General features: G+C 64.7%; 26 protein-coding genes. 15 read left to right on the top strand and 11 right to left on the bottom strand.

Features of this window, described 5'->3' with window-relative positions; translation table 11 throughout:
- Positions 1-21: 21 nt before the first annotated feature.
- Together CHU94_RS00940 and CHU94_RS00935 are read left to right on the top strand one after the other, a co-directional pair.
- Complete coding sequence (locus CHU94_RS00940) at positions 22-1,065, top strand: methionine synthase (protein ID WP_094475813.1); 1,044 nt, start codon at positions 22-24, stop codon at positions 1,063-1,065.
- Positions 1,062-2,264, top strand: a complete 1,203-nt coding sequence (locus CHU94_RS00935; RefSeq protein ID WP_094475811.1) for a serine hydrolase — start codon at positions 1,062-1,064, stop codon at positions 2,262-2,264. Before CHU94_RS00940 ends, CHU94_RS00935 begins: the two co-directional genes overlap by 4 nt.
- A gap of 20 nt (positions 2,265-2,284) precedes the next feature.
- Here the strand turns inward: CHU94_RS00935 and CHU94_RS19620 are convergent, their stop codons facing one another.
- From CHU94_RS19620 to CHU94_RS00915, 4 genes are all read right to left on the bottom strand, one after another.
- The gene (locus tag CHU94_RS19620) at positions 2,285-2,803 is read right to left on the bottom strand and encodes a type II secretion system protein (RefSeq protein WP_094475809.1); all 519 of its coding nucleotides are present in this window, start codon (positions 2,801-2,803) and stop codon (positions 2,285-2,287) included.
- 130 nt (positions 2,804-2,933) lie between these two features.
- Complete coding sequence (locus CHU94_RS00925) at positions 2,934-3,974, bottom strand: NADP-dependent oxidoreductase (RefSeq protein WP_094475807.1); 1,041 nt, start codon at positions 3,972-3,974, stop codon at positions 2,934-2,936.
- 128 nt (positions 3,975-4,102) lie between these two features.
- A complete protein-coding gene (locus CHU94_RS00920) occupies positions 4,103-4,717 on the bottom strand; it encodes a YitT family protein (RefSeq protein ID WP_094475805.1) in 615 nt (204 codons plus the stop codon).
- 13 nt (positions 4,718-4,730) lie between these two features.
- Positions 4,731-5,234 carry a hemerythrin domain-containing protein gene (locus CHU94_RS00915; protein ID WP_094475803.1) on the bottom strand — a complete coding sequence of 168 codons (504 nt, stop codon included), beginning with the start codon at positions 5,232-5,234 and terminating at the stop codon, positions 4,731-4,733.
- 165 nt (positions 5,235-5,399) lie between these two features.
- Here CHU94_RS00915 and CHU94_RS00910 point away from each other — a divergent pair, with 165 nt between their 5' ends.
- Together CHU94_RS00910 and CHU94_RS00905 are read left to right on the top strand one after the other, a co-directional pair.
- Positions 5,400-6,146 (top strand): 2OG-Fe dioxygenase family protein, encoded by a 747-nt coding sequence (locus CHU94_RS00910; RefSeq protein WP_094475801.1) that lies wholly within the window; start codon positions 5,400-5,402, stop codon positions 6,144-6,146.
- A 17-nt stretch (positions 6,147-6,163) separates the two neighbouring features.
- On the top strand, positions 6,164-7,798 hold the full coding sequence (locus tag CHU94_RS00905) for a diguanylate cyclase (RefSeq protein WP_217901275.1): 1,635 nt from the start codon (positions 6,164-6,166) through the stop codon (positions 7,796-7,798).
- 88 nt (positions 7,799-7,886) lie between these two features.
- On the opposite strand, the gene CHU94_RS00900 is transcribed toward CHU94_RS00905, so the two are convergent.
- A complete protein-coding gene (locus CHU94_RS00900) occupies positions 7,887-9,038 on the bottom strand; it encodes a nitronate monooxygenase family protein (protein WP_255033722.1) in 1,152 nt (383 codons plus the stop codon).
- Positions 9,039-9,259: 221 nt separating this feature from the next.
- On the opposite strand from CHU94_RS00900, the gene CHU94_RS00895 reads away from it, so the two are divergent.
- On the top strand, positions 9,260-10,297 hold the full coding sequence (locus CHU94_RS00895; RefSeq protein WP_094475796.1) for a GGDEF domain-containing protein: 1,038 nt from the start codon (positions 9,260-9,262) through the stop codon (positions 10,295-10,297).
- Between the two features lie 21 nt (positions 10,298-10,318).
- Here CHU94_RS00895 and bktB read toward each other — a convergent pair whose 3' ends face one another.
- Positions 10,319-11,506, bottom strand: coding sequence for a beta-ketothiolase BktB (gene bktB, locus CHU94_RS00890; RefSeq protein ID WP_094475794.1), 1,188 nt, complete (start codon positions 11,504-11,506; stop codon positions 10,319-10,321).
- A 177-nt stretch (positions 11,507-11,683) separates the two neighbouring features.
- Here bktB and ppk2 point away from each other — a divergent pair, with 177 nt between their 5' ends.
- Positions 11,684-12,550: a polyphosphate kinase 2 gene (gene ppk2, locus CHU94_RS00885; protein ID WP_094475899.1), complete on the top strand. Its 867-nt coding sequence runs from the start codon at positions 11,684-11,686 to the stop codon at positions 12,548-12,550.
- Between the two features lie 412 nt (positions 12,551-12,962).
- Here the strand turns inward: ppk2 and CHU94_RS00880 are convergent, their stop codons facing one another.
- From CHU94_RS00880 to CHU94_RS00870, 3 genes are all read right to left on the bottom strand, one after another.
- Positions 12,963-13,715: an SDR family NAD(P)-dependent oxidoreductase gene (locus CHU94_RS00880; RefSeq protein ID WP_094475792.1), complete on the bottom strand. Its 753-nt coding sequence runs from the start codon at positions 13,713-13,715 to the stop codon at positions 12,963-12,965.
- A gap of 68 nt (positions 13,716-13,783) precedes the next feature.
- Entirely contained in the window at positions 13,784-14,803 is a 1,020-nt protein-coding gene (locus tag CHU94_RS00875; RefSeq protein ID WP_094475790.1) for a transporter, read from the bottom strand.
- Positions 14,800-15,537: an NUDIX hydrolase family protein gene (locus CHU94_RS00870; RefSeq protein ID WP_176451887.1), complete on the bottom strand. Its 738-nt coding sequence runs from the start codon at positions 15,535-15,537 to the stop codon at positions 14,800-14,802. The genes CHU94_RS00875 and CHU94_RS00870 overlap by 4 nt, the downstream gene beginning before the upstream one ends.
- Positions 15,538-15,878: 341 nt before the next feature.
- Here CHU94_RS00870 and CHU94_RS00865 point away from each other — a divergent pair, with 341 nt between their 5' ends.
- Both CHU94_RS00865 and CHU94_RS00860 read left to right on the top strand, forming a co-directional pair.
- Positions 15,879-16,292: an ABC transporter substrate-binding protein gene (locus CHU94_RS00865; RefSeq protein WP_176451886.1), complete on the top strand. Its 414-nt coding sequence runs from the start codon at positions 15,879-15,881 to the stop codon at positions 16,290-16,292.
- 3 nt (positions 16,293-16,295) lie between these two features.
- Positions 16,296-16,598 (top strand): hypothetical protein, encoded by a 303-nt coding sequence (locus CHU94_RS00860; protein WP_094475786.1) that lies wholly within the window; start codon positions 16,296-16,298, stop codon positions 16,596-16,598.
- A gap of 56 nt (positions 16,599-16,654) precedes the next feature.
- Here the strand turns inward: CHU94_RS00860 and recJ are convergent, their stop codons facing one another.
- Positions 16,655-18,364, bottom strand: a complete 1,710-nt coding sequence (gene recJ, locus CHU94_RS00855) for a single-stranded-DNA-specific exonuclease RecJ (protein ID WP_094475784.1) — start codon at positions 18,362-18,364, stop codon at positions 16,655-16,657.
- Entirely contained in the window at positions 18,361-19,308 is a 948-nt protein-coding gene (locus tag CHU94_RS00850) for a hypothetical protein (protein WP_094475782.1), read from the bottom strand. Before CHU94_RS00850 ends, recJ begins: the two co-directional genes overlap by 4 nt.
- 59 nt (positions 19,309-19,367) lie before the next feature.
- Between CHU94_RS00850 and CHU94_RS00845 the strand changes: the two genes are divergently transcribed.
- The 7 genes from CHU94_RS00845 to CHU94_RS00815 form a co-directional block, all read left to right on the top strand.
- Positions 19,368-20,624: a lipoprotein-releasing ABC transporter permease subunit gene (locus CHU94_RS00845; protein ID WP_094475780.1), complete on the top strand. Its 1,257-nt coding sequence runs from the start codon at positions 19,368-19,370 to the stop codon at positions 20,622-20,624.
- 58 nt (positions 20,625-20,682) lie between these two features.
- On the top strand, positions 20,683-21,384 hold the full coding sequence (gene lolD / locus CHU94_RS00840; RefSeq protein WP_255033721.1) for a lipoprotein-releasing ABC transporter ATP-binding protein LolD: 702 nt from the start codon (positions 20,683-20,685) through the stop codon (positions 21,382-21,384).
- 129 nt (positions 21,385-21,513) lie between these two features.
- The gene (locus CHU94_RS00835; RefSeq protein WP_094475776.1) at positions 21,514-22,710 is read left to right on the top strand and encodes an ABC transporter substrate-binding protein; all 1,197 of its coding nucleotides are present in this window, start codon (positions 21,514-21,516) and stop codon (positions 22,708-22,710) included.
- A gap of 20 nt (positions 22,711-22,730) precedes the next feature.
- Entirely contained in the window at positions 22,731-23,576 is an 846-nt protein-coding gene (locus CHU94_RS00830; RefSeq protein WP_094475774.1) for a TatD family hydrolase, read from the top strand.
- Positions 23,577-23,582: 6 nt separating this feature from the next.
- Positions 23,583-24,341: a spermidine synthase gene (locus CHU94_RS00825; RefSeq protein WP_094475772.1), complete on the top strand. Its 759-nt coding sequence runs from the start codon at positions 23,583-23,585 to the stop codon at positions 24,339-24,341.
- Positions 24,338-26,128, top strand: a complete 1,791-nt coding sequence (locus CHU94_RS00820) for a GspE/PulE family protein (RefSeq protein WP_094475770.1) — start codon at positions 24,338-24,340, stop codon at positions 26,126-26,128. The genes CHU94_RS00825 and CHU94_RS00820 overlap by 4 nt, the downstream gene beginning before the upstream one ends.
- Before the next feature lie 70 nt (positions 26,129-26,198).
- The coding region (locus tag CHU94_RS00815) for a tripartite tricarboxylate transporter TctB family protein (RefSeq protein WP_141211348.1) at positions 26,199-26,453 on the top strand (255 nt) is incomplete at its 3' end.

Genomic DNA, 26,453 nt, shown 5'->3' with positions numbered 1-26,453 from the left:
ATATAAGAAGGAGATACCCCCATGTTCGAAACCGCCATCGCCGGCAGCCTGCCCAAACCCGCCTGGTTGTCTGAAACCGAAAAACTCTGGCCCCAGTGGAAGCTGGCCGGCCCCGAGCTGCAACAGGCCAAGGCCGACGCCACGCTCTTGTGGATCAAGGCCCAGGAAGACGCGGGGCTGGACGTGGTGGGCGACGGCGAGCAAAGCCGCCAGCACTTTGTGCACGGCTTTCTGGAACAGGTGGATGGCATCGACTTTGAGAACAAGGTCACCATGGGCATCCGCAACAACCGCTACGACGCGCAGGTTCCCCAGGTCATCGCCGCGCTGCGCCTCAAGGGCCGCGTCCATGCGTTTGAGGCCCAGCTGGCCCGCGCCCACACCAAGAAGAAACTCAAGTTCACCTTGCCCGGCCCTCTGACCATTGTGGACACCGTGGCCGACCGCTTCTATGGTGACAAAAAGAAGATGGCCTTTGCCTTTGCTGAGCTGCTGAACCAGGAGGCCCTGGCCTTGCAGGCGGATGGTGTGGACATCATCCAGTTCGACGAGCCGGGCTTCAATGTCTACATGCAAGACGCAGTGGACTGGGGCGTGCAGGCGCTGGAGATTGCGGCCAAGGGCCTGACCTGCACCACCGCCGTGCACATCTGCTACGGCTACGGCATCAAGGCCAACAACGACTGGAAAGAAACCCTGGGCCAGGAGTGGCGCCAGTACGCGCAGGTGTTCCCCGCGCTGGCTGCCAGCAGCATCCAGCAGGTGAGCCTGGAGTGCTACCACTCGCATGTGCCGCCGGACCTGATGGCACTGCTCAAAGACAAGGATGTGATGGTCGGTGTGATCGACGTGGCCAGCGATGTGATCGAAACGCCTGAGCAGGTGGCCGACACCATTGGCATCGCCCTGCAGCATGTGCCCAAACACCGCATCTTCCCCTGCACCAACTGCGGCTTGGCCCCCATGAGCCGCGAGGTGGCAGTCAAAAAGCTTGAAGCCCTGGCCCAGGGCGCGGCGTTGGCGCGGCAGCGTTATGGCCAGATGGTGGGCGGCGCCGCCCCATGACCCCGCGCACCCTGCCTGAGGGGCGCCCGCAGGACCTGGGCTTTGCGCCTGATGCGACCAAGGCCATCATCGGCGTGTTGCAGGCCGAAGTGGCCCGCCAGCGCTTGCCCGGCGGTGTGGCGCTGGTGGCGCGCGCAGGCCAGGTGCTGCTGCACAGCGCCTTTGGCCAGCAGGACCCGCAGCGCGGCGTGCCCATGGCGCGCGACTCCATTTTCCGCATCTACTCCATGACCAAGCCCATGGTCTCGGTGGCGGTGCTGCAGCTCATGGAGCGCGGCAAACTCTTGCTCAGCGACCCGGTGTCTAAACACCTGCCCGAGTTTGCGGGCGTGCCTGTGGCGCACGATGTGTTTGGCACCATGGCGCTGCAACCGCCACTGCGCGAACCCACCGTGCACGACCTGCTGCGCCACACCTCGGGCCTGACTTACGAAATCCTGGGCAACGACCCCATCCAGCTGCAGTACGCCAAGGCCCGCCTGGGTGCACGCGACATGCCCAACCGCGCCTTTGCGCAAACGCTGGCGCGCATTCCCTATCGCTTCGAGCCCGGTACCGTGTGGGAATACAGCCGTGCCACCGACTTGCTGGGCGCGCTGGTCGAGGTGGTCAGCGGCCAAACCTTGGGCACGTTTTTGCACGACAACATCATCAGCCCGCTGGGCATGGTGGACACCGGTTTTGCTGTGCCCCCCGAGCACCACGGCCGCATTGCCGAACCCTTTGAGAAAGACCCCGATGGCGCCATCCCCATGCGCCTGCTGGACCCGCGCCAGCCCCCGGTCATGGAGGCCGGTGGCGCCGGTCTGGTGTCGACCGCAGCCGACTACGCGCTGTTTTTGCAGGCCCTGCTGGATGGTGGCGCTTTGGGCAACGCCCGCCTGATCAGCCCCGCCACCGTGCGCAGCATGACGGCCGACCACCTGGGCGACATCGCCCCCTACCGCGCAGGCCGCTCCGGCGAGCTGCTGCCCCCCGGCCACGGCTTTGGCCTCGGCTTTGCGGTGCGGTTGCAAGACGGGATCTCGCCCGTTAGCGGCAGCAAGGGCCTGTATTACTGGGGGGGTATTGCGGGCACCACGTTTTTTGTGGACCCCGCCAAAGACTTCTTTGCCATCCTCATGGTCCAGGCGCCCAACCAGCGCGACTACTACCGCCCCCTGTTTCGCAACCTGGTCTACGCCGCCCTCAACGATTGAGCGGCCACTGGGCAGCAGCCTCAGCAGCCGGTGGTGCGCAAGATCAACTGGGGCTCGCCAGTCCCGCCGTAGTTGTAGGCCAGCGAGCAGTTGGCAGGGGTGGGGGCATCCGCCAGCACCCAGCCCGCATCGCCGCCGGGCAGCGTGCTGTTGCTGTAGCCGTAAAAGGTAAACCGGTTGAACACAATGGGTGTGGTGGACAAATAGCCGCCCCCTGCAATGGCGGGGGCGCCCTGCAGCGTCATGCCAATGCCGTCCCACCAGCGGTCAGGGTAGCCGTTCCACAGGCGGATGGTGCTGCCCTGCATGTTCAGAAAATTGAGCTGGGGGTTGGCACTGGCGGCGCTGCCACGCAAGGCCGTGGTCACTTTCACCGTCTCCATGGTGGTGCGCACCGAGCCCAGCAGCCCGTTGAGTGCCGCCACCCGGGCGTCACTGCCCAGGTTGACAAACTGGGGCAGGGCAAACGCCGCCAGCACCCCGAGGATGACCACCACCATCACCAACTCGATCAACGTAAAACCCCGGCTCGCCCGCATAGTGCTCCTGTGCAATTAAGAGCATTTTAGGCAGTTAGCCCCCGCTGCATCTGCGCGAGCAGCTATAGAAACCATAGCGAATAGGGGCTTTGCCGGCAGATTGGGTGGTATGTGGTGTTTCCGACTGGTCTCAGGCCTTTGCGACTTCCAGCACCAGCTTCCCGAAGTTCTCGCCATTGAAGAGCTTGAGCAGTGTGTCGGGGAAGGTCTGCAGGCCAACCACCACGTCTTCCTTGCTCTTCATGCGGCCATCCTTCAGGTAGCCCGCCATCTCGGCCACGGCCAGGTGGTAGCGGTCGGCGTAGTCGAAGACGACGATGCCTTCCATGCGCGCGCGGTTCACCAGCAGGCTCAGGTAGTTCTTGGGGCCTTGCACGGCGGTGGTGTTGTTGTACTGGCTGATGGCGCCGCAGATGATGATGCGGGCCTTGCGGTTGATGCGGGCCAGCACATCGTCCAGGATCTCGCCGCCCACGTTGTCGAAGTAGATGTCCACGCCGCTGGGGCAATGTTCCTTCAGGCCCGCGCGCACGGCGCCGGGGCCGGCTTTGTAGTCGATGCAGGCGTCAAAGCCCAGCTCCTTCACCACCCAGTCGCATTTTGCGGGGCCGCCTGCAATGCCGACCACGCGCAAGCCCAGAATCTTGGCAACCTGGCCGACCGTCTGGCCCACCGCACCAGCGGCACCAGAAATCACGATGGTCTCGCCCGCCTTGGGCTGGCCCACGTCCATCAGGCCGAAGTAGCCGGTCATGCCGGGCATGCCCAGCACGTTGAGCCATTGCGTGAGGCTGCCCGCACGCAGGTCAATCTTGACCAAGCCCGCACGCTTGAAGTCGGCAGCGGCCAGGGTGATGTACTCCTGCACGCCAAAACCGGCGCTTACATAGTCACCCACTGCGAACTTGTCGCTCTTGCTGGCCACCACTACGCCCACGCCGCCAGCGCGCATGACTTCGCCAATGCCCACGGGCGGGATGTAGCTCTTGCCTTCGTTCATCCAGCCGCGCATGGCCGGGTCCAGGCTCAGTGCCAGGGTCTTGAGCGTGACGCCGCCCTCAGCGGGCTCCGCCACCGGCTCGGTGGTGTGGCTCCAGTCCGTGGCTTTGGGCATGCCCACGGGGCGGGCAGCCAGGCGGATTTGGTGGTTGACGAGGTGGGCGAGGGACATGGCAGACTCCTGAAAATGGGGGCGGCGCAAACATGGGGCGCCAGCCGGGGAGCGCATGGTAGCGCCGAGCCCCACTCGCAGGGGTAGCTTAGGTGACAAGCTGCGGAGCGTTGGGGGCCTTCTACTCCCTAATGCGCAACGTAGCGCCCGGTACGGTGGTTAGTAGCCAGCGTCTGGTTGAGCACCACGGCACCGAGCACGCTCAGGGCGATGTGCTGCCAGTCGGTCACGGCAAAGGCCAGCAGCACGATGGTGGCGTCCAGCGCCATCTGGATGCGCCCAGCTCGCCAACCGCGGCTTTCTTGCAGGTACAGCGCCAGCACATTGAAGCCGCCCAGGCTGGCGCGGTGGCGAAACAGGATGAGCATGCCGGTGCCCATGAGTGAGCCGCCCACCAGGGCGGCCACCAGAGGTTGCAGGTGGGCAAAGCCGATCCACTGCGGCAGCAGATTGGTCAGCAGCGTGAGGAGGGCTACTGCAGCAAAGGTTTTGACCGTGAAAGCCCGGCCCATGCGCTTCCAGGCCAGGGCGTAAAAGGGCAGATTGATGGCAAAAAACACCAGGCCGAAGTTCCAGCCCGTGGCGTAGTGCAGCCAGAAGGCCACGCCCGCGGTGCCACCCGTGAGCAGGCCCAGCGGCTTGAACATGAGCACCCCCAGCGCCACAAAAGTGGTGCCCGTCAGCAGGGCCAGGATGTCTTCAAAGGGGCGGTGGCGCAGATCGGGGTGCGTGGTGTCGGGCATGGGTGGGTCTGGGTCAGGCAGTGGCCGTATCCCCGCAACTGCCGCCACAGCCGTGAATGGCCTGCGTGGGCAGGCGCTCGGGCTGGCTCAGGGTGCCGGTGCGGGGGTCGTAGCCCGCCGAACGCAAGTGCAATGCCAGGGAGGCATCCATGCTCTGCGCATGCTGGGGAAACCACAGGCCGAGCTCGCGTGCCATCTGGCGCACCACGGCCAGCTCGCCGCCATGGCCGCGCGCCTCGCCCTCACGCATCACCTGCAGGATGATCTTGTGCTGGGTGGCATGGCAGTTGCCGGCCGCGAAGCCAGTAGCCTGCATCCACTGGTCTTCACGGTCGAAGTGGTCCTGCGTGTGGGCAATCAGGGTCGACCAACGCGGCAGCAGGTCGGCGTCGGCGGCCTGCACCACCTCGGCCAGCAGCGCCACAAACTCTTGGTGGGTTTCGTCCATCACCGGCATGTCCAGGGCGAGGGCGTCGCTCCATTGCAAGGTATCGGTGGGCAGTGCGGTGGGGGTCATGCGGGCATCTCCAAAAAGTGGACGCCAGATTAGCCAAGCAGACTGCGGGGCGTCTTGACCCACATCAGGCGGCGCTCACTCTTCTGGGTTGATAATGCCGCGCACGCCCCGCGTGGCTGCACTTTGGTGCCTTGTTCCCGGCCTTCATCCCGCTTTACGCCCGACATGACCCTTACTTTCGCGCCCCCGGCCATTGCCGCCCCCCAGGACTTGGACCGCACCCTGCGTAACCAGGGGTATGCCGTGGTGACACCGCAGCAAGTGGCCGCGCTGGCCGGTCTGGACCTGGCGGCCTTGTTGGCCTGGCGCCCCCTGTGGAACGACCTGCCGCCCGACAACTACCTGCGCGATGGCGGTCGCTACCGCCGTCGGCGCCATGCCTGCTTTGTGGTGGATGGCGCTACCGTGATGCTGGCGCCCCACCGCCCGCACTGGCAGCCTGTGGAATACAACGCGCTGCACGGCGGCATGCAGCGTCACTTCGAGCCTATGCAGGCGGCCCTGGTGGCACAAGCCGCCTGGCAGCAGTTGCTGGCTTGGTTGGGCCAGGTGTGCAGCCAGCTCAAAGGTGCTCAGCCTTGGTACACCGAGGCACACCAGTTCCGCATCGATACCACCGACGGCATCGGTCGCCCCACACCCGAGGGAGCACACCGGGACGGTGTGGACCTGGTGGCCGTGTTTCTGGTGGGCCGTGAGGGTGTGAAGGGTGGCGAAACCCGTGTGTTTGATGCCACCGGCCCGAATGGCCAGCGCTTCACGCTGACCGAACCCTGGTCTCTGCTGCTGTTGGACGATCCGCGGGTGATCCATGAGTCCACCCCCATCCAGCCCGTGGCCGAGGGCGGCCACCGCGACACGCTGGTGGTGACCCTGCGGGCGGGCAATTTCCAGGGTGAGCCCGCGCGCTGAACGCAGGGCCATTCCCCATGTCCTGTAGCCCCGAAGATCTGAACAAGCGCTGCCTGGAGCTGGCTGCCAAGTGGCAGACCTGCACGCAGCAGGGCGGGATCGACAGTTTTGTCGAGTTCGCCGTATCGGTGTCCAGCCTGACCGCGTTTCTGGAGAGCCACGGCCTCTCTGGCCTGCACCAGAGCGCGCATTCGCTGGAGCAAAAAGTGCTCTCGCTGATGGACCAGCTGATGGACCCCTCCGCCGGTGGCACGCTTCCGGCTGGTGCCAGCGCCTTGTTGGGCGTGCAGGTGCAGGAGTTTGGAGCCCGTGCGCAGGCCTTTATCCAAGGCCACTCGTCCCACCTGACCGAGCGCCGCCATACGCCGGACACCGCCCCAGACGCGGCGCCCCTCAGCACCTTGGTGCCGCCCAAAAAAATTGTTTTTGTGACAGACACCCCCGTCGCCTGGAAAGACCTGGTGGCCCAGGTCGGCTTCTTCCATGTGCAGGTGGAGCTGGTGGGTACCGCGCACAACCTGCCGTCAGTGCCTGAGCCGGCCATGGTGCTGGTGGACGCCGCCCAGCGGCCGCTGGGCGCCTTTGTGGCTCAGGTGCAGACGCTGCGCGGCCAGTTCTCGGCCAGCCACATTGTGGGCCTGAATGTGGGCATCGACTTCGAGAGCCAGCAGCGAGCATTGAGTGCGGGCTGCGACGCCTGTTTTGCCACCGGTGCACAGTATGCTGCCATCATGGCGCGCATCGTCAAGTTGTGCAGCAATGAAGAGGAGGCGCCTTACAAGGTCCTCGTGGTAGAGGACTCCAAGACCGCGGGTGCGTTGATACGCCGCACGCTGTCGGAGGCAGGTATGGATTCGCTGGCCATCACCCGTCCACAGGATGTGCTGACCGCGCTGGCCGCCTACCAGCCCGACCTGGTGCTGATGGACATGTACATGCCTGGCTGCACCGGTGTGGAGGTAACGCGGGTGATCCGCCAGCACGCCGAGTTTTTGTCCACGCCTGTGGTCTATCTGTCGGGCGACAGCAATGTTGCGCTGCAGGTGGACGCACTGCGTCTGGGGGGCGATCACTTCCTCACCAAACCTTTCAACCCGGTGATCCTGAACGCCGTGGTGAAGAGCAAGATCGACCGCTACCGCACGCTGCGCCGCACCATGTTGCACGACAGCCTGACCGGTCTGCTCAATCACACCACCTCCAAGCAGCAGCTGCAAAGCGCCATCAATGCCGCGCGCCTGGACGGGAGCGGCTTGTGTGTGGCCATGGTGGACATTGACCACTTCAAGTCGGTCAACGACACCTATGGCCACCCCATGGGCGACCACGTGATCCGCAGCATGGCCTGGCTGCTCAAGCAGCGCGTGCGCAAGAGCGATGCGGTCGGGCGCTACGGTGGCGAGGAGTTTGTGGTGGTCCTGCCCGGCTCGACCGCTGACCAGGCGCACACCGTGCTGGACCGCATCCGGGGCGACTTCTCGCGCATCCGCCACCCGGTGGACGACGGCTGGTTTAGCTCCAGCTTCTCCGGGGGTATTGCGCAGTGGAACGCCGATCTGGACTCCGAGGCCCTGCTCAAGCGGGCTGACGAGGCGCTGTACCGGGCCAAACGTGCGGGGCGCAACCAAGTGCAGGTGCTGCAGCCTGGCTGACAGCCACCACTTTTAGGTCAAATCGGCCTCTAGGCTCCGTAGATACTGCGCAAGCAGCTCCTGATTTGATAGTGTGTTGCGCGGCGATTCACGCCACTGCCACGCCTGCGGGCGCCATGCCGGGGGTCAGCAGGCGTTGCACCAGCTCGCGCACCGTCTTGATCTGGCTGCCAAAGGGCAGCTCGCCCGCCCCGCGGAAGAACAGGCCTTTTTTGGTGTCGCCCCGAAGGGCGGCGGCCAACTGGTTGTCGATGCAGAACTGGCCCCAGCCCGGTAGTCCATCGCGCAGCCCACACTGGGCCAGGCAGTCAAAACTCTTGGTGCAGCGCGCCTTCACGTGGGCCACGGCCTGCAGCTTGGGTTCGATCTTCATGTAGGCGCGCAGCCACGGCGTGCCCACGGCGCGTGCGGGCAGGCCGGCCACGCTGGTGAATTCCACCATGTCTTCCTCGCGTGCCTCGGCCAGGACGCGCTTGAACTCGGCGTGGGCGTCGCTTTCCTCGGTCACGGCAAAAGCGGTGCCCAGCTGCACCGCATCGGCCCCCAGCGCCTGCAGGCGGGCAATGTCTTCAAAGCTGCGCACTCCGCCTGCGGCAATCAGCGGGATGTGTTGCTCGTAGCCTGCGTCCTTGAAGAACTGGCGTACTTGCGGAATCACGTTCTCAAAGTCAAAGCGGCTGTTTTGCAGGTCGGCAATCTTGGCCGCACCCAAGTGGCCACCGGCCAGGCGGGGGTGTTCGATCACGATGGCGTCGGGCAAGCGCTTTTTGCGTTCCCATTTCTTGACCAACAACTGCACGCCGCGTGCGTCCGACAAGATGGGGATCAGCGCTGCCTTGGGGTGGTCTTTGGCCAGGTCGGGCAGGTCCAAGGGCAGGCCGGCGCCCACCACCACGGCGTCAATGCCGGCTTCCAGGGCCCGAGTTACGTTGGCGGCGTATTCGCTCACGGCGCGCATCACATTGATGGCCAGCAGGCCTTTGCCCCCGGTGCGGGCGCGGGCTGCCGCGATCTCGCGGTCAATCGCAATCAGGTTGGCGCGGTTAATGCCTTCCTTGGCCACGTCGCCCGGCGCCAGCTCGCGGGTTTGCTCCATCAGGTCGGGGTGGTGTCGGCGCAGGTCCACACTGGAGAGCGTGCCCACCCCGCCCAATGCGGCCACGCTGCCGGCCAGGCGGTTGCCAGAAATCCCGATGCCCATACCGCCTTGCACAATGGGCAGCAGCGTTCGCCCGGCCATGCGCAGGGCGCCCAGACCGCTCTGGCGTAGCCAATCGCCGGATTCAGTCGCTAAAAACGGCCATTTGGTACTTGCTTCGGTCATGGTGTGCTCTAAGATAACGGGCGTTGGACAATCGCACAGCTTAGGGCGAGCCTTGCGGTCTGGCTTTGAGGTGGGTCAACTTGCTGCGCAGTTGGGCAGCACTCCCGGTGCATGACACAAAAAGGTAAACCCCAAGAATGAACGCGCTTGTGCAAAGTCTGGCGGCCATGAGCGGCCTGCGGGACCGCGATGCCCTGGATGCCGCGCTGGTGCGTCTGGTGATCGACAGCAGCGAAGGTGCCGTCCACAGTGCCACCTTGGTGCGTATCGTGGGCGAGGGTGACGACAGGCGCTGCCTGGTGCAGGCCCGAGTGGAGGCTGGCCACACCCAAGTCAGCCGCGATCTGCTCTGGATTGACTGGACCACCTTGCCCCATGTGTCTGACTTCCCCTTGCGCCAATTGGCGGTGGAGCGGGCCCGCGCGGTCCACAGCGACAGCGCGCCGCATGCAGCCGCTATGCCCCTGCTCACGCCGCAAGGCACCTGGGGTTTGCTGGAAATTGACTCCAGCCAGCCCCTGCCTGCGCGCCTGCTGGATCTGGTGGAAGGCATTCTGCTGACTTACAACAACTTGCTGGGCCTGCTGGACTACGGCGAAAAAGATGCGCTGACGGAGCTGCTCAACCGCAAGACCTTTGACGGCGCCTTCTTCAAGGCCACGGCCGAGCAGCATGGCGACGAATTGCCCGAGGGCGGCGAGCGTCGCCACACCCATCCCGACGCTGGTGTGTGGCTGGCGGTACTGGATATTGACCATTTCAAGCGCGTGAACGACACCTACGGCCACCTGATCGGTGACGAAGTGCTGCTCCTGTTGGCGCGGCTGATGCGCAGCAGCTTTCGCTTCAACGACCAGCTCTACCGATTTGGGGGCGAGGAATTTGTGGTGCTGATGCGCTGCGACAGCGTGGAACATGCCCATGCGGCGCTGGAGCGCCTGCGCGAGAAGGTGCAGGCCTATGCCTTCCCGCAGGTGGGCAGCATCACCGTGAGCATCGGTTTCTCGGTACTGCTGCCGCACGATACGCCCAGCGGTGCCTTTGGCCGAGCCGACAAGGCGGTTTACCACGCCAAGGAACATGGCCGCAACCAAGTCTGCAGTTACCAGGCGCTGGTGGCGTCGGGTGAGCTGGTGGACCAGGTTGCCGAAGGCATGGACGTGGACCTGTTCTAGCCAGGCCCACGGCGCGCCGCTTTAACGTGCGCGCTCAAAAATGGCGGCGATGCCCTGGCCGCCGCCAATGCACATGGTCACCAGCGCGTAGCGGCCGTTGATGCGCTCCAGCTCGTAGAGCGCCTTCACGGTAATCAGCGCGCCCGTCGCACCGATAGGGTGGCCCAGCGAGATGCCAGAGCCATTGGGGTTGACCTTGGCCGGGTCCAGACCCAGGTCGCGCGTGACGGCGCAGGCCTGCGCGGCAAAGGCCTCGTTGGCTTCGATCACATCCAGGTCCTGCACCGTCAGGCCCGCCTTCTTCAGCGCAGCTTGCGTGGCGGGCACCGGGCCAATGCCCATGTACTTGGGGTCCACGCCTGCGTGGGCGTAGGCGACCAGGCGCGCCAAGGGCTGCAGGCCACGCGCCTTGGCGGTGGCTGCATCCATCAGCACCACGGCCGCGGCCGCGTCATTGATGCCGGATGCGTTACCGGCGGTCACCGTGCCGTTTTCCTTCAGGAAGGCGGGCTTGAGCTTGGCCATATCGGCCAGGCTGGCGTTGGCACGGAAATGCTCGTCGGTGGCGTAGGCCACATCGCCTTTTTTGCTCTTGAGCATGATGGGCAGGATCTGGCTCTTGAAGTAGCCTGCTTCAGTGGCCTTTTGTGCGCGGTTGTGGCTTTCCACGGCAATCGCGTCCTGCTCTTCGCGGCTGATGCCCCACTTGGCGGCGATGTTCTCGGCCGTCACGCCCATGTGGATGGTGTGGAAGGGGTCGTGCAGCGCACCAATCATCATGTCCACCATCTTGGTGTCGCCCATGCGTGCGCCCCAGCGCATGTTGAGGCTGGCAAAGGGCGCGCGGCTCATGTTCTCGGCACCGCCGCCAATGGCAATGTCGGCATCGCCCAGGGCGATGGTCTGCGCGGCGTTGACGATGGCCTGCAGGCCCGAGCCGCACAGGCGGTTCACGTTGTAGGCCGGTGTACCTTCGGAGCAACCGCCATTGATGGCCGCCACGCGGCTCAGATACATGTCTTTCGGTTCGGTGTTGACCACGTGACCGAAGACCACATGGCCCACATCCTTGCCATCCACGCTGGCCCGTGACAGCGATTCACGCACTACCTGCGCTGCCAGTTCGGTAGGGGGGATGTCCTTGAGGCTGCCGCCAAAGGTGCCAATGGCGGTGCGCACTGCGCTGACGACGACGACTTCACGGCTCATGGAAATACTCCTGCAAATGGTTGAAACGGGGAATGCGGCCATCTTACGGCGGCCGGATGTCACCCATTCTTCATCAATTTGTCACAACACTTCCCTAGGCTAGAGAGCCACACCCAAACCGAGGAATTCTCCGTGAGCGCCAGCGAAGACGAATTGATCCGCCGTATCCAGAACGACATGCTCGACAGCTATGACGAAGAGCTGGAGATGGAGCTGGACGACCAACATCTGGAACGTTTGGCCGGTGGGCAGGCGCCTGATGCCGATGCCCGCGCCGCGCGTCGCCTGTACTTCAAGGAACTGTTCCGCATGCAGGGCGAACTCGTCAAGCTGCAGGATTGGGTGGTCGCCACGGGCCACAAGGTGGTGGTGATCTTTGAAGGGCGTGACGCAGCCGGCAAGGGCGGCGCCATCAAGCGCATCACCCAGCGCCTGAACCCGCGTGTTTGCCGCGTGGCAGCGCTGCCCGCCCCCAACGACCGCGAGCGCACGCAATGGTACTTCCAGCGCTACGTGAGCCATTTGCCGGCGGCCGGCGAGATCGTCTTGTTTGACCGCAGTTGGTACAACCGCGCCGGTGTGGAGCGCGTCATGGGCTTTTGCACTGACGACCAGCTCGAAGAGTTCTTCCGCAGCGTGCCGGAGTTCGAGAAGATGCTGGTGCGCTCGGGCATCCAGGTCATCAAGTACTGGTTCTCCATCTCCGACGAAGAGCAGCACAGCCGCTTTCTGGGCCGCATCCACGACCCGCTCAAGCAATGGAAGCTCAGCCCCATGGACCTGGAATCGCGCAGCCGCTGGGAGGACTACACGCGTGCCAAGGAGGTGATGCTGGAACGCACCCACATCCCTGAGGCGCCGTGGTGGGTGGTGCAGGCGGTGGACAAGAAGAAGGCGCGCCTCAATTGCATTCACCACTTGTTGCAGCAGATGCCGTATGAAGAGACGGAGCATCCGCCGGTGACGTTGCCGCAGCGGGTGCGGCATGAGGACTATGAGCGGCGGCCGGTGCCTTTGGACATCATGGTGCCTGAGGTTTACTAAGTTCTTTTTTGGTTATTTCAGGCCTGCACCGCTTTTTTTAACACCCACTCCCCCAGCCCCTCGCCCCGTCGGCGAGGGGAGCTTTTAACAGCCATATCTTGTTGCGTCACTCCGGCTGCGCGGCTACTGGGGTGAAGTTGCCACCGTTGTTTCACACCACGGCCTGCGCCTGCGGTTGTGGATGCCTCGGAGATGTCGGTCTGCCAACGCTGGCGGCTGCGCCCGCCAGTGGCTCCGCGCTAGGGCGTTTGTATTTGCCACAACCGCAGGCATGGGCCGTGGCGAACCCATACGTTGGTAACTGTTCCCTGGTAAGGGCGTATTCGGAGCACAGCAGCCAAATCGGCTGTTAAAGGCTCCCCCTCGCCGACGGGGCGAGGGGGCTGGGGGGAGTGGGTGTTAAAAAAGAAGCCTAGCCCCGCACATCCCCCACTGGCTGCGACCCAAAATCCTCCCGCGCCAGGTAAGCCAACACCCGACGCGCCGCATCCCCAGGACTGGTCAGCTGCCCCTGCGCATGCAGCCCCGCAAAGCTCCCCATGTCCGGAAATCGCGCCGAATCGGCACTGCGCAACTGCAGCTGCATGTCGGTATCAATCACCCCCGGCGCCAGCGAACACACCTTGGCCCCGTTGGCCAGCAGCGCCTCGTCCAGTGCCACGCAGCGCGTGAAGTGGTCCATGCCAGCCTTGGCCGCGCAGTACGCGGACTGCGAGGCCATGGCGCGCCGGCCGAGGCCGGAGGAAATATTGAGTACCTTGCGCGGCACCGTCCAGGCGCGTGTGGCGCCCAGAAAGGCCGCGGTGAGTTGCATGGGGGCTTCCAGCCCGACGCGCAGGGCCTGGGCCAAGGCTGCAGGGTCGGATTCGGAGAGGGGCACCAGCGCGGGAATCACGCCAGCGTTGTTGATGAGGGTGGCGCTGGCCAAGGCGGCCGAGGTTTGCTGCGCTAGCCACTCGCGCATTCGTGCCGCGGCGCTGGCGCCGTCGCTCAGGTCCAAGGGCCATTGCAGCAGTGTGGCGCCTACGCGCTGTGCCTGCTCGGCCAGGGCGGCATTGGTGCGGCGCGAGATGCAGAGCAAGAGCGCATCGGGGGCCAGCAGCTGTTCTGCCATGGCCAGGCCCATGCCGCGCGAAGCGCCGGTGAGGATGGTGAGATGTTGCATAGGTTTGCTATTGTATTGATAGCTGCTCGCACACTATCAACGAGGGCTATGGCTAAAAATATCAGAAATCAGTCGCGCGGGCGGCGCAGCGCGATCCAGCCTGCGATGGCCGTGATGCTGACGATGAGCGCGACCACCACCCAGAAGCCATGCGGGTGGTCCGCCAGCGGGATGCCGCCCACATTCATGCCCAGCAGACCGGCAATGATGTTGATGGGCAGGGCCAGCACGGTCACGATGGTCAGCACGAACAGGCTGCGGTTGTTGGCCTCGGCTACGCGTGCGGCTATCTCTTCCTGCAGGAGCTTGATGCGTTCCTGCAGCGCCGCCATGTCGCTCAGCGCCACGTTGAATTCTTCGGTAGATTGGCGCAAGTCCTGCAGGTCGTCTTCACCCACCCAGTCCGGCGGCTTGCGCAGCAGGCGGAACAGGGCGGCAGGTTCGGGCGCCAGCAGACGCTGCAGGCGCACCAGCAGGCGGCGCAGTGCCCCGAGATCGGCGCGCTTGGTTTCTAGCCGGCCGGCCAGCAGCTTGTCCTCGATGTCGTCCACGCGCGCCGTGGTATTGCGCACGATGTTGATCAGCACATCACCCTGGTCCTGCATCAGGTGCACCAGCAGCGCCACTGACGAGGCCAGGCGCTCGCCGCGGCGTACGGCGTCGCGCAGCCGGTCGATGGAGCGCAGCGGTTGCAGCCGCGCACTCACCACCAGGCGCGGCGCGACCGACAGCCACAGCGTGGAAATGTCCGAGGGCTCAAACGCAAAGTCGTAGTGCACATCGTTCACCACGGCAATCAGGGTGTCGTCATCCAGCTCCACGCGGGTGGAACGCGAGCCGTCCTGCAGGGATTCGTAAAACAGATCGGACAGCTGCAGGTTCTCACGCAGCCATTTACCAGTGGCGGCCTGCGAGAGGTTGAAGTGCAGCCATACAAAGCCTGGCTCCGGCGTGGCTGGGCTGGCTTGTTCCTGCAGCCAGCGCAGGGCGTCGGGCGTATCCAGCGGGCTGGCTTGGCCATCAGCCCCGAAAAGGAAGCCGCAGATCAGGCCGGCGCTGTCGGCACCGTAGAGGTTGGGTGCGTTCATAGCGCCAGCCCCTGGGCCAGGGACGTCGCAGCATCCCGTGTAAATTCACCGGCCTGCAGGCGCTGTAGCACTTCGGGCGCTGTGAGGCACAGGAATTCCTGCACCTCGCCGTCCTGGTTGTGCGGGACTTGCGTGGCCTGCAGCGTCAGGTTGAGCACCAGCAGGCTCTCATCGTGCCAGCCTTCGGGCTCGGCGCGCCGGGTGCGTACCCAGCCAGCGGAGTGAACCTGGCCCTCATCGGGCCAGTGCAGGCCGGCTTCCTCCCACAGCTCGCGCCGGGCACAGCCCAGCGGGGATTCACCGGCCGGCAGGCCGCCGGCGGTGACGTTGTCCAGCATGCCGGGGTCGGTGGCTTTGCGGGCGCTGCGCCGTCCGCACCACAAGGCGCCTTCGGGCGTGAAGCCGTTGATATGCACCGCATGGCTCATCAGCCCCAGAAAGCGGAAACCTGCACGTTCCACGGCCAGCAGCGGTGGCTGTTCCATCAGGGGCTCGGTGCAGCCGTCAAACCAGAAGGCAAAGGCCTCATGGCGCCAGCCCGGCAGCAGGCCTTGGGCTTGGCAGTTTTGCAGAAAGCCCTGCAGTTGGGCGCTGCGTTCTGCGCTGCTCCCGGTGGTGCAGTCCCATACCAGCGCGTCGCCGTCTAGTCGGCAGTCGGCCAGCCCATTCATTAGCAGGGCGGCGCGCTCCGGCCGTTGCCAGCCTAAGGCCTGCTGCGGCGTGCGCCAGGGCACCCAGCCTGCGGGAGGGGGCAGGGCGCAGCCAGCGCGCAGTTCGGCGAGCCAAGCACGGCCAGCATGACCCAGCGCATCATGGAAGACTTGGGCACTGGCGGGGAGGGGGCGTTGCGGGTTCAGGGGCGACCTCGGTGAATGCGGCCCTCCATGGTACGCAGAGCCACAAGTTGCCGCATTGTGCGGCAGCCGGATGACAAAGGTACGACACACCGGTGACGAACTGGGAAACCTTGGCCGCACTGTGGTGACTGGTCTTGCGGTGGCTGGCGGCGTACCATGCGCCCATGCACATTCCACGTAGAAGGACATGGCGAGTCGTTGCGATGCTGGCGCTGGCCATGCCATGGCCGTGGGCGCATGCGGCTCCGCCAGAGACGGTACGGCTGGGCATCGGCGAGTACCCGCCCTTCAAGGTGGAGGCCGAGCCCGGTGGCGGGCCGCTCACAGAGATCGTGGTGGAGGCCTTCAAGGCCGCGGGCGTGCGCTCCAGCGTTGAGTGGGTGCCCAACAACCGGGCCATTGCCGGCGTCATGTCCGGCCGCTACGACGGCAGCTTTGGCTGGGCGCGCAGCGCCGAGCGTGAGGAGTCGCTGCTCTTCTCCAGCCGCCCGATCCACAGCTACCGCATGGTGTTTGTGCAGCGGGCAGGCGAGTCGCGGGACTGGGCCAGCCTCTCCGACCTGGGGCAGTGGCGCGTGGGCGTGACCCGGGGCAACTTTTACTCCCAGCCGTTTGCCGACCTGCAGGCCTAAGGGGTGTTGGCGGTGGATGAGGCGGTGGACGATGTGAACAACCTCAAGAAGCTGGTCTACAAGCGCATCGATCTGTTTCCGCTGGAAGAGTCGGCGGCGCGCTACTTGATTGCCAACAAGCTCGACCCTGGTGAGGCGCCGCAGTTGCAGGTCCAGAGCAAGAGCTTCTGGACGGTTCCCATTCACTTTGTGGTGTCCAAGAAAGTGGACAACGCCCAAGCCATCATGGACGCCTTTGATGCGGGCTACCGCGAGCTGCAGCGCAGTCGCAGGCTGGACGCCCTAGAACGCAAGCTGCGAAAGTAGCTATTGTTTTTGTAGCTGCTTGCGCAATATCTATGAGGGCTAAAGGCTAAAAGCCTTCAAATCTCAGCGCCTTCGACCAGAAAGCGAACGCGCCGCACACCTTGCCATTCATCGGCATCAAGCCGGAAGGCCAGGGTCACTTTGGGCGGCAGCGGCTCGGTGTGGCCGAACCAGATGCCGTCCACTGGCTGGCCCTGGTGCTTGAGTTTGAGGGCAAGGTGCTTTTCACCCACCAGTCGCTGAGACACCACCTCCACCTCTTCGCTGAAGGTGGGGGCTGCAAAGCCCTGGCCCCACACCTCTTTGTGCAGCGCGTCCACCAGGTCCACGCGGCGGTACTCGGGGTTGAGGGGGCCATCGGTCTCCAGGCGGCGCGTCAGCGTGGCGGCGTCCAGCCATTCCTGGGCGACCTCATTCAGGCCGTTCTCAAACTCGTCGAAAAACTCCTCCGCCACGGTGCAGCCTGCGGCCATGGCATGGCCGCCAAAGCGCAAGATGGCCTGCGGGTAGCGCTTGGCCACCAGGTCCAGCGCGTCGCGCAGGTGGAAGCCGGGAATGCTGCGGCCTGAGCCCTTGAGTTCGTGTTCCTTGCCCTCGGCCGCGCTAGGGGCAAACACAAACGTGGGGCGGTGCAGTTTGTCCTTGATGCGGCTGGCCACAATGCCGACCACGCCTTCGTGGAAGTCGGGGTCGAACACGCAAATGGCGGGCGGGGGCTCATCACCCTCGTCAAACAGGCTCTCGGCAATCATCAGCGCCTGCTCGCGCATATCGCCCTCAATCTCGCGACGCTCGCGGTTGATGCCATCCAGCGTCTTGGCCAGCTCGTCGGCGCGGCCGGGGTCGTCGGTCAGCAGGCATTCGATGCCCAGCGTCATGTCAGAAAGCCGTCCGGCCGCGTTGATGCGCGGGCCCAGGGCGAAGCCAAAGTCGAAGGTGGTGGCCACCTCGGCTTTGCGCCCGGCTGCTACGAAAAGGCTAGCTAGTCCCGCAGGCATGGCGAGGGCTCGAACCCGCTTGAGGCCTTGGGCCACGAGGCGGCGGTTGTTCGCATCGAGCTTCACAACGTCGGCCACAGTCCCTAGCGCCACCAGCGGCAGCAACACATCGAGCTTTGGCTGTGTCGCAGCATCAAAGACGCCGCGCGCGCGCAGCTCGGAGCGCAGCGCCAGCAGGGTGTAGAACATCACGCCCACGCCGGCGATGGACTTGCTCTCAAACGTGCAGCCGGGCTGGTTGGGGTTGACGATCACATCGGCGTCCGGCAACACGGCCGCGGGCAAGTGGTGGTCGGTCACCAGCACCTGCAGGCCCAGGGCCTTGGCACGGGCCACGCCGTCCACGCTGGCAATGCCGTTGTCTACTGTGATCAACACCTCGGCGCCGGACTTTTTCACGCGTTCGCTGATGGGCGCGGTCAGCCCATAGCCGTCCACCACGCGGTCGGGCACCAGGTAGTCCACATGGCGCGCACCCAGCAGGCGCAGGCCGCGCACGGCCACGGCGCAGGCGGTGGCGCCATCGCAGTCGTAGTCGGCCACCACGCAGAGCTTTTTGTCTTGGGCGATGGCTTCGGCCAGCAAGGCGGCAGCGCGGTCTGCGCCCAGCAGCGCGCTGGGGGGCAACAGTTTGGCGAGGGCGTCGTCCAGCTCCTCGGGGCCGTTCACGCCGCGGGCGGCGTACAGGCGGGCCAGCAGGGGGTGGATGCCGGCTTGCTCCAGAGCCCAGACCGAGCGGGGAGGGATCTCGCGGGGGACGATGTTCATAGGGTCAGCAGCAATTCGTGGGGGGGAGGCGCGGTGAAGCGGCGCTGCAGGCGGTTCCACCAGGGGCTGCTTTGCAGCACGAAAGTGGGAGCCAGGCGTTCGCCGCACAAGGTAATTTCCATGGCTTCGTTGGCTTTGGCGCGGGTGAGCAGCTTGGCGATCAGGCCAGCGTCGAGCGCCTGCCAGGCTTTGGCCCAAGCCGGTGCATCATCGCGCAAGGCGGCTTCGGTCAGGCTGTTGTCCATCACCACGCGCTGGGCAGGCGCTGGACGCGGGGCGGCTGGCAGGGTGCCGGTACCGCTGATCCAGAAGGAGTTGACCGGGGCCAGGAAGCGCGCCTTGCGTGCATCGTTGACCGGGTGGGTGTAGAGCAGCATCTGCATCTCGTTCTGCAGGCGGCGCAGTGGCTGGGCCTGGGGCTGGCGCGGCATCCAGCCGTCCACCCGGGCGCTGCGCGTGCGTGCCAGCGAGGCGGTGGGCAGGTCTGCCAACACAGCACCCTGCGCCAGCCAGGTGGTGTGGTTGAGCGGGTGCAGCGTAATGCCATCTTCGGCAAAGTAGGGCTGCATGGCGGCGCGCAGGGCGTCCGATTCGTGGGCGCTCAGCGCGAGCTTGTGTGGGTCGTCCATGGCCACATGGTCGGCATTGATGCGCCAGTGGCAGGGCGTGATCCAGGCCCAGCCACTGCTGCCATGCAGTTTGGTCAGGCCCAGGTGCTCTGCATCCAGTGCGGCCCACGGGACCAGACCGTCGGCCCCCTGCAGGCCCAGGCTTTTGGCATGCACACGCTCGCTCAGCGGGGTCAGCGACTCGGCCGAGCCCAGCAAAGGGGGGGTAGGGTTCAACAGGCTGAGCAGTTGGGCCAGATTGGGCAGCGAGAGCTCGGCGATGGCGGCCTGGCAGTGCAGGCCGGCCGGTGCCGCGTAAGGAATAACGGTGTGCATCCCTGAATTGTCCCGCATGGATGCCACAATCCGCCCACCTCTGCACTTTGTAACCTTTGATGCGACTTCCCTACGAGCTCACCATCGGCTGGCGCTACACGCGCGCAGGCCGGGCCACGCGGCGCAACGGCTTTATCTCCTTCATCTCTGGTGTGTCCATGTTGGGCATTGCGCTGGGGGTGGCGGCGCTGATCATCGTGCTGAGTGTGATGAACGGCTTCCAGAAAGAGGTGCGTGACCGCATGTTGGGCGTGGTGTCCCATATCGAGGTGTTTGCCCCAGGTGGCCAAGCGCTGCCAGATGTGGATCGCACCCTGCGCGAGGCCAAGGCCAACCCGCAGGTCATAGGCGCGGCCCCCTTTGTGGCGGCGCAGGCACTGGTGGCACGCGGTGAAGATATGAAAGGGGCCATGGTGCGCGGTATCGACCCGGCGCGCGAGCCCGAGGTGTCGGACGTGGCCACCGGTGCGCAGGCGGCTGTCTTGGCGCAGCTGGTGCCCGGTGAATTTGGTGTGGTGCTGGGTGGTGAGCTGGCCCGCAGCATGGGCGTGGCCAAGGGGGACCGCGTGACCCTGATTGCCCCCAGCGGGCAGGTAACGCCGGCGGGCGTGGTGCCGCGCCTCAAGCAAATGACCGTGGTGGGCACTTTTGACTCGGGCCACTACGAATACGACTCTGCGCTGGTCTTCATCCACTGGGAAGACGCGGCCAAGATCTTCCGCCTGGAAGGCCCCACGGGCGTGCGCCTCAAGCTCAAAGACCTGCACCAGGCCCGCGAGGTCGCCCAGGAGCTAAGCCGCTCTATGAGCGGAGACTTGCTGCTGCGCGATTGGACGCGCCAGAACCGAACTTGGTTTGCCGCAGTGCAGGTGGAAAAACGCATGATGTTCATCATCCTCACCCTCATCGTCGCGGTGGCCGCCTTCAATCTGGTGTCCACGCTGGTCATGACGGTGACCGACAAGCGTGCCGACATCGCCATCTTGCGCACCCTGGGCGCCAGCCCGGGCAGCATCATGGGCATCTTTGTGGTGCAGGGTGCCATGGTCGGCGTGATTGGTACGCTTGCCGGCCTGCTGCTGGGCCTGGGCGTGGCGTTCAATATCGACGTCATCGTGCCTGCCTTGGAACGCCTTTTGGGTGCGAGCTTTTTGCCGCAAGATATTTATCTCATCAGCCGCATGCCCAGCGACCCGCAGCAAAGCGACATCGTGCCCGTGGCTGTGATTGCGCTGCTCATGGCCTTTGTGGCCACCCTGTACCCCAGCTGGCGCGCCAGCCAAGTGAACCCTGCCGAGGCGCTGCGTTATGAGTAAGACCCTGTCCCCCGTCGATCAGGCCTTGGCCGCCGCCCAGTACCAGCAAGTGGCTGATATGGCCCACACGTCCGAGCCGCAGCCCACCGGTGAAGTGGTGCTGCAAGTGCGTGGTCTGACCAAGCGGTTTCAGGAGGGGCGATTGGACGTGACCGTGTTGCAGGGCGTGGACCTGCAGGTGCACCGGGGCGAGACCCTGGCCATCGTGGGTGCGTCGGGCTCGGGCAAGAGCACCTTGCTGCACCTCATGGGCGGACTGGATGCACCCACCAGCGGCAGCGTGGACCTGCTGGGCCACAAGCTGGCCGAGCTGCCCCCTGCGGCACAAGGTCGCCTGCGAAACCAGCACCTCGGCTTTGTTTACCAGTTTCACCACCTGTTGCCGGAGTTCAGCGCGCTGGACAACGTGGCCATGCCACTGACAATTCGGCGTGTAGACCCCGCAGAATCTGCGCAAGCAGCTATGAAAATGCTAGCGTTGGTGGGGCTGGAGCACCGCATGCACCATCGCCCGGCCGAGCTCTCAGGCGGCGAGCGCCAGCGCGTGGCCATTGCCCGTGCGCTGGTGACAAAGCCCGACTGTGTGCTGGCCGACGAGCCCACAGGCAATCTGGACCGCAGCACGGCCGACGGCGTGTTTGAGCTGATGCTGACTCTTGCGCGCGAGCAGGGCACGGCCTTTGTGTTGGTAACGCACGACGGCGGGTTGGCCGCGCGCTGCAGCCGCCAGCTCAAGCTGGTGTCGGGCCGCTTGGTCTGAAGGTCCGCCGGGCTGGCGGCAGGCTTGCGCTTTGCTGACGGGCAGGCGCGAGCCAAGGGTTGTTGCGGATGAGGGCAAGCGCGCTGCGGCCTAAGCTGCGCGCCATTGCCACTTCCCAGAGAGTTCGCCATGAACCGTCGTCGTTGGTTGCCCTGCGGGGTCTTGTTGTTGGCCTGCGCGTCAGTCGCCTTGGCCCAAAACGCCAAACCTCTGCGCATCGGCCTAATTGGCCCTTTCACGGGCCCGTCTGCCGACTTTGGCATCCCCATGCTCAACGGGGCCAAGCTTGCAGTGGACGAGATCAATGCCGCGGGCGGCTACCTGGGCCGGCCGTTGGAGCTGGTCGTGAAAGATGACACCGCCAACCCCGACGTGGGCCTGAAGAATTCGCAGGACATGCTGAAGGAAGATGTGGTGGGCACCATCGGCTTTTGCAACACCGGTGTCGCCATGAGGTCACTGGAAACGTTCCAGTCGGCCAAAGCCCCGCTCATCGTGCCCTGCGCCACCGGTACGCCCATCACCGCCAAATACCCGGCCCCCGAGAGCTACATCTTCCGCACCTCGGCCCGTGATGCCATCCAGGCCCCCTTTGTGGTGGACGACATCGTCAGCCGCGGCTGGACCAAGGTCGCCATCTTTGCCGACAAGACGCCCTATGGCGAAGGCGGCATGAACGATGTGGTCAAGGCACTGGCCGCCAAAAACCTGCAGCCGGTGTACGTGGCCCGTTTTGAGCTGGGTGTGAAGGACCTGCAGGCCGAGCTGAAAGCCGCGCAGGCAGCCGGTGCCAACGTGGTGTTCAGCTACACCGTGGGGCCGGAGAACGCCGTCATCGCCAAGGGGCGCCAGGCCCTCAAGTGGGCCGTGCCTCAGGTGGGCGCCTGGCCGCTGTCCTTTCCGTTTTTCATGGACGGGGCCAAGGAGGCGGCCGAGGGCGCCCTCATGGCGCAAACCTTCATTGCCGAGCCCAGCAACGAACGCCGCATTTCCTTCCTCAGCGCCTACGCCCGCAAGTTCAACACCAAGAAGATCACGGTGCCGATGGCTGCGGCCCAAGCCTATGACACGGTGTATCTGCTCACCTACGCCATCCTCTCCATCCGGGACGGCAACCTTTCTGGTCCGTCCGTCAAAAACGCGCTGGAGACCATGCCACGTGTCTACTACGGCGTGACCGCCACCCACGAGCGCCCCTTCAGCAAGGACGACAAAGACGCCATGACCAGCAATATGCTGGTCATGGGCCTGGTGAAGAATGGTGCGGTAACCTTCGCCTACCCCGAAGACCGCACCCGCAACCTGTTCGTGCAACGCAAACGCTGACGCCACTACCCCACACCACCATGCGCTGGATAGACACCCACTGCCATTTGGACGCCTTCGAGGCAGACCGGCAGGTGGGCGCAGTCTGCCTCGCTGCCCGGCAAGCGGGGGTGGTGCACTGTGTCATTCCAGCGGTGGAGGTGGCCAATCTGCACGTGGTGCGCGACCTGGCCCACCGGCAGAACTACAGCTACTGTCTGGGTATTCACCCTCTGTATGTGCCCACCGCGCAAGATGACGCGCTGGCGGTGCTGGCCCAAGCGCTGCAAGCCCACCATGCCGACCCCAGGCTGGTGGCGGTGGGCGAGATTGGCTTGGATTACTTCGTACCCCAGCTCACCCAAAGCCCGTGGCGTGAAAGGCAAGAGGCCATCTACCGCGCGCAACTCAAGTTGGCGCGCCAGTACGGTTTGCCCGTGGTGCTGCATGTGCGGCGTTCGGCAGACCGCCTGCTCAAGCACCTGCGCGAGGTGGCTGGCCCCGGTGGACGCTGGCAAGGCATCGCCCATGCGTTTAACGGCAGCGAGGTACAGGCACAGGAGTTCCTCAAACTCGGTTTCAAGCTGGGCTTTGGTGGCGCGGTGACCTTTGAGCGCGCCCACCAGTTGCGCCGCCTGGCCCAAACCCTGCCGCTGGACGCCCTAGTGCTGGAGACCGACGCCCCCGACATCCCGCCGCACTGGCTCTACACCACGGCGGCCGAGCGCGAGGCCGGCGCACCGCAGGGGCGCAACACACCGGCCGAGCTGCCGCGCATTGCCCACACCGTGGCCCAGCTGCGTGGTATGGCGCTGCAAGACCTGGCTCAAGCCAGCACGCACAACGCTTGCCAGGCCTTGCCGAGGCTGGCTGCGCTGCTGGTATAAATCCCCATGGTCCGAAAAGCATCCCCCGTTCTCCCCGAAGTCAATTTTTCCGAAGAAGGCCCCATCCGTCACCTGCACCTGGGCAGCGAATGGATCCAAGGCTCCATGCTGGTGGAGGCGCCCACCGTGCTGGTGCACGAGTACATCCAGCGCATGATGGCCTGGCTGCTGTTTGTCGACCCCGCCACCGTGCCCAAGCGCCAGGCGCTGCAGCTGGGTCTGGGAGCTGCGTCGCTCACGAAGTTCTGCCACAAGGAGCTCAAGATGAAGACCACGGCTATTGAACTCAACCCGCAGGTACTGCACGCCTGCCGTGGCTGGTTCAAGCTGCCGGCGGACAACAGCCGCATGCAGGTGGTGTTGGGCGATGCGTCCGAGGAAATCAAGAAAGACCAATGGATAGGCGCGGTTGACGCGCTGCAGGTGGATCTGTATGACGAGGAAGCGGCAGCCCCTGTGCTCGACAGCGCCGACTTCTACGCCGACTGCCGCGCCGCGCTGACCGAAGAAGGCTGCATGACCGTCAACCTGTTTGGCCGCAGCTCCAGCTTCCAGGCCAGTGTGGACAAGATGGCCCAGGCCTTTGGCGACGAAGCCTTGTGGGCCTTCAAGGCCACGCGCGAAGGCAACACCGTGGTCATGGCCCAGCGCACACCCAGCCGCCCCAAACGCAGCGTGCTGCTGGAGCGGGCTGAATTTATCCAGTCCCATTGGGGGCTGCCTGCGGACAAATGGGTCCGTGTCTTCAAGCCGGTGCATGCATGAGCGTTCCATCCAAAAAACATGGGCAAGGCGCACCTCTGTACACGGGCCCGCTGGACTGGCGCCGCTTGGTAGAGTGGCTGCAGGCCGACAAGGTGATTGCCGACGAAGAGGCCCAGCGCACCATTGCGCGCTGTGCCCAGGCCGAGAGTGCACAGCACCCGCTGGTGCGTCTGGCCAGCGTGTCCATGCGCCGCGCTGCGGACCAAAAGCCGCTCGACATTGAAATGCTGACCCAATGGCTGGCATTGCGCGCCGGGCTGGATTACCTGCGCATTGACCCGCTCAAGGTGGATGTGGGCAAGGTGGCCGATGCCATGGGTGCCGCTTATGCCGAACGGCACCGCATCCTGCCGGTGGTGGTCACACCCAGTGAAATCACGGTGGCCACGGCCGAGCCCTTTATTACCGATTGGGTGGCCGAAGTCGAGCGCCAGAGTCGGCGCAGCGTCAAGCGCGTGGTGGCCAGCCCGCAAGAAATTACCCGCTACACCGCCGAGTTTTATGCCCTGGCCAAAAGTGTGCGCGCTGCCAGCAAAAGTGGCGCCAACAACGGTGCCAGCTTTGAGCAACTGGTGGAGCTTGGCAAAAGCAACAAACAGCTCGATGCCAACGACCAAGGCGTGGTGCAGGTGGTGGACTGGTTGTGGCAATACGCCTTCGACCAGCGCGCCAGCGATATCCACCTGGAGCCGCGCCGCGAGCAGGGTGTGATCCGCTTCCGCATTGATGGTGTGTTGCACCCGGTGTACCAGATGCCCATGGGCGTGCTCAACGCCATGACGGCCCGCATCAAGCTGCTGGGTCGTATGGACGTGATCGAAAAGCGCCGCCCGCAAGACGGCCGCATCAAGACGCGCAACCCGCGTGGTGATGAAATTGAAATGCGTATTTCCACCTTGCCCACTGCGTTTGGCGAGAAGATGGTGATGCGTATTTTTGACCCCGACAACGCGGTCAAAGACCTGGATGCCTTGGGCTTCAGCAGCCACGACGCCACGCGCTGGGAGCAGCTGGTGCTGCGGCCCCACGGCATCATTTTGGTGACCGGGCCTACGGGTTCGGGCAAGACCACCACGCTGTACTCCACGCTCAAACGGGTGGCTACCGAAGAGGTGAACGTGAGCACGGTGGAAGACCCGATCGAAATGATTGAGCCGTCCTTCAACCAGACCCAGGTGCAGCCGCAGCTGGACTTCGGCTTTCCGCAGGGGCTGCGTGCCCTCATGCGGCAGGACCCGGACATCATCATGGTCGGTGAAATTCGCGATCTGGAGACCGCCGAGATGGCGGTGCAGGCGGCGCTCACCGGCCATTTGGTGTTCTCCACCCTGCACACCAACGACGCCCCGTCTGCAGTGACACGCCTAATGGAGTTGGGCATTCCACCGTATCTGATCAATGCCACCCTGTTGGGCGTGTTGGCGCAGCGCCTGGTGCGCACTTTGTGCAAACAATGCAAGGTGCGTGACGACGAGGCCAGCCGTGAAGCCCTGAGTGAGATGGTGAAGCCCTGGCAGATCAATGGTGGCTACAAACCTTTCAAGCCGGTGGGCTGTGTGGACTGCCGCATGACTGGTTTTATGGGGCGCATGGGCTTGTATGAGCTCTTGGTGGTCACCGAAGGTTTCAAGTCGCGTGTCAGTGCCGACCCCAGCATCGATGCATTGCGCCGCCAGGCTGTGACCGACGGCATGCGCCCGCTGCGACTGGCAGGTGCCTTGCGGGTGGCCGAGGGCCAGACCGTCATGGAAGAGGTGCTGACCTCAACGCCCCCGCTGCACGGATGAGCCAGGCCGAAAACAAAGCCCCTAAAAATGCAGGCAGAATGCGTGACCGTTTGATAGCAGGAGACAGACAGTGAACATAAAAAGCCAAAAAGATTTTTTCTCAGGACTGATGTTCATGGGCGTAGGCGTAGCCTTTGCCTGGGGCGCGACGGGCTACACACTGGGAGACGGAGCCCGCATGGGTCCTGGGTACTTCCCACTGGCCCTGGGCGTGCTGCTGGCCTTCCTGGGCAGCATCATCACCTTCAAAGCCCTGGTGGTGGAAACCGCTGACGGCGACAAGGTCGGCAAGATCGCCTGGAAGCCCCTGTTCTTCATCATCCTG

Origin of the sequence: Rhodoferax sp. TH121 (assembly GCF_002251855.1) — a bacterium.
GTDB lineage: Bacteria > Pseudomonadota > Gammaproteobacteria > Burkholderiales > Burkholderiaceae_C > Allorhodoferax.
The sequence above is the reverse complement of the archived record's forward strand: the minus strand, read 5'-3'. Positions and strand labels throughout refer to the sequence as shown.

What these genes read in the sequence shown, in the direction of transcription:
- CHU94_RS00940 (WP_094475813.1), top strand. Translation starts at nt 22, where the DNA reads ATGTTCGAAACCGCCATCGCCGGCAGCCTGCCCAAACCCGCCTGGTTG.
- CHU94_RS00935 (WP_094475811.1), top strand. Translation starts at nt 1,062, where the DNA reads ATGACCCCGCGCACCCTGCCTGAGGGGCGCCCGCAGGACCTGGGCTTT.
- CHU94_RS19620 (WP_094475809.1), bottom strand. Translation starts at nt 2,803, where the DNA reads ATGCGGGCGAGCCGGGGTTTTACGTTGATCGAGTTGGTGATGGTGGTG.
- CHU94_RS00925 (WP_094475807.1), bottom strand. Translation starts at nt 3,974, where the DNA reads ATGTCCCTCGCCCACCTCGTCAACCACCAAATCCGCCTGGCTGCCCGC.
- CHU94_RS00920 (WP_094475805.1), bottom strand. Translation starts at nt 4,717, where the DNA reads ATGCCCGACACCACGCACCCCGATCTGCGCCACCGCCCCTTTGAAGAC.
- CHU94_RS00915 (WP_094475803.1), bottom strand. Translation starts at nt 5,234, where the DNA reads ATGACCCCCACCGCACTGCCCACCGATACCTTGCAATGGAGCGACGCC.
- CHU94_RS00910 (WP_094475801.1), top strand. Translation starts at nt 5,400, where the DNA reads ATGACCCTTACTTTCGCGCCCCCGGCCATTGCCGCCCCCCAGGACTTG.
- CHU94_RS00905 (WP_217901275.1), top strand. Translation starts at nt 6,164, where the DNA reads ATGTCCTGTAGCCCCGAAGATCTGAACAAGCGCTGCCTGGAGCTGGCT.
- CHU94_RS00900 (WP_255033722.1), bottom strand. Translation starts at nt 9,038, where the DNA reads ATGGCCGGGCGAACGCTGCTGCCCATTGTGCAAGGCGGTATGGGCATC.
- CHU94_RS00895 (WP_094475796.1), top strand. Translation starts at nt 9,260, where the DNA reads ATGAACGCGCTTGTGCAAAGTCTGGCGGCCATGAGCGGCCTGCGGGAC.
- bktB (WP_094475794.1), bottom strand. Translation starts at nt 11,506, where the DNA reads ATGAGCCGTGAAGTCGTCGTCGTCAGCGCAGTGCGCACCGCCATTGGC.
- ppk2 (WP_094475899.1), top strand. Translation starts at nt 11,684, where the DNA reads ATGCTCGACAGCTATGACGAAGAGCTGGAGATGGAGCTGGACGACCAA.
- CHU94_RS00880 (WP_094475792.1), bottom strand. Translation starts at nt 13,715, where the DNA reads ATGCAACATCTCACCATCCTCACCGGCGCTTCGCGCGGCATGGGCCTG.
- CHU94_RS00875 (WP_094475790.1), bottom strand. Translation starts at nt 14,803, where the DNA reads ATGAACGCACCCAACCTCTACGGTGCCGACAGCGCCGGCCTGATCTGC.
- CHU94_RS00865 (WP_176451886.1), top strand. Translation starts at nt 15,879, where the DNA reads ATGCCATGGCCGTGGGCGCATGCGGCTCCGCCAGAGACGGTACGGCTG.
- recJ (WP_094475784.1), bottom strand. Translation starts at nt 18,364, where the DNA reads ATGAACATCGTCCCCCGCGAGATCCCTCCCCGCTCGGTCTGGGCTCTG.
- CHU94_RS00850 (WP_094475782.1), bottom strand. Translation starts at nt 19,308, where the DNA reads ATGCACACCGTTATTCCTTACGCGGCACCGGCCGGCCTGCACTGCCAG.
- CHU94_RS00845 (WP_094475780.1), top strand. Translation starts at nt 19,368, where the DNA reads ATGCGACTTCCCTACGAGCTCACCATCGGCTGGCGCTACACGCGCGCA.
- lolD (WP_255033721.1), top strand. Translation starts at nt 20,683, where the DNA reads ATGGCCCACACGTCCGAGCCGCAGCCCACCGGTGAAGTGGTGCTGCAA.
- CHU94_RS00835 (WP_094475776.1), top strand. Translation starts at nt 21,514, where the DNA reads ATGAACCGTCGTCGTTGGTTGCCCTGCGGGGTCTTGTTGTTGGCCTGC.
- CHU94_RS00830 (WP_094475774.1), top strand. Translation starts at nt 22,731, where the DNA reads ATGCGCTGGATAGACACCCACTGCCATTTGGACGCCTTCGAGGCAGAC.
- CHU94_RS00825 (WP_094475772.1), top strand. Translation starts at nt 23,583, where the DNA reads ATGGTCCGAAAAGCATCCCCCGTTCTCCCCGAAGTCAATTTTTCCGAA.
- CHU94_RS00820 (WP_094475770.1), top strand. Translation starts at nt 24,338, where the DNA reads ATGAGCGTTCCATCCAAAAAACATGGGCAAGGCGCACCTCTGTACACG.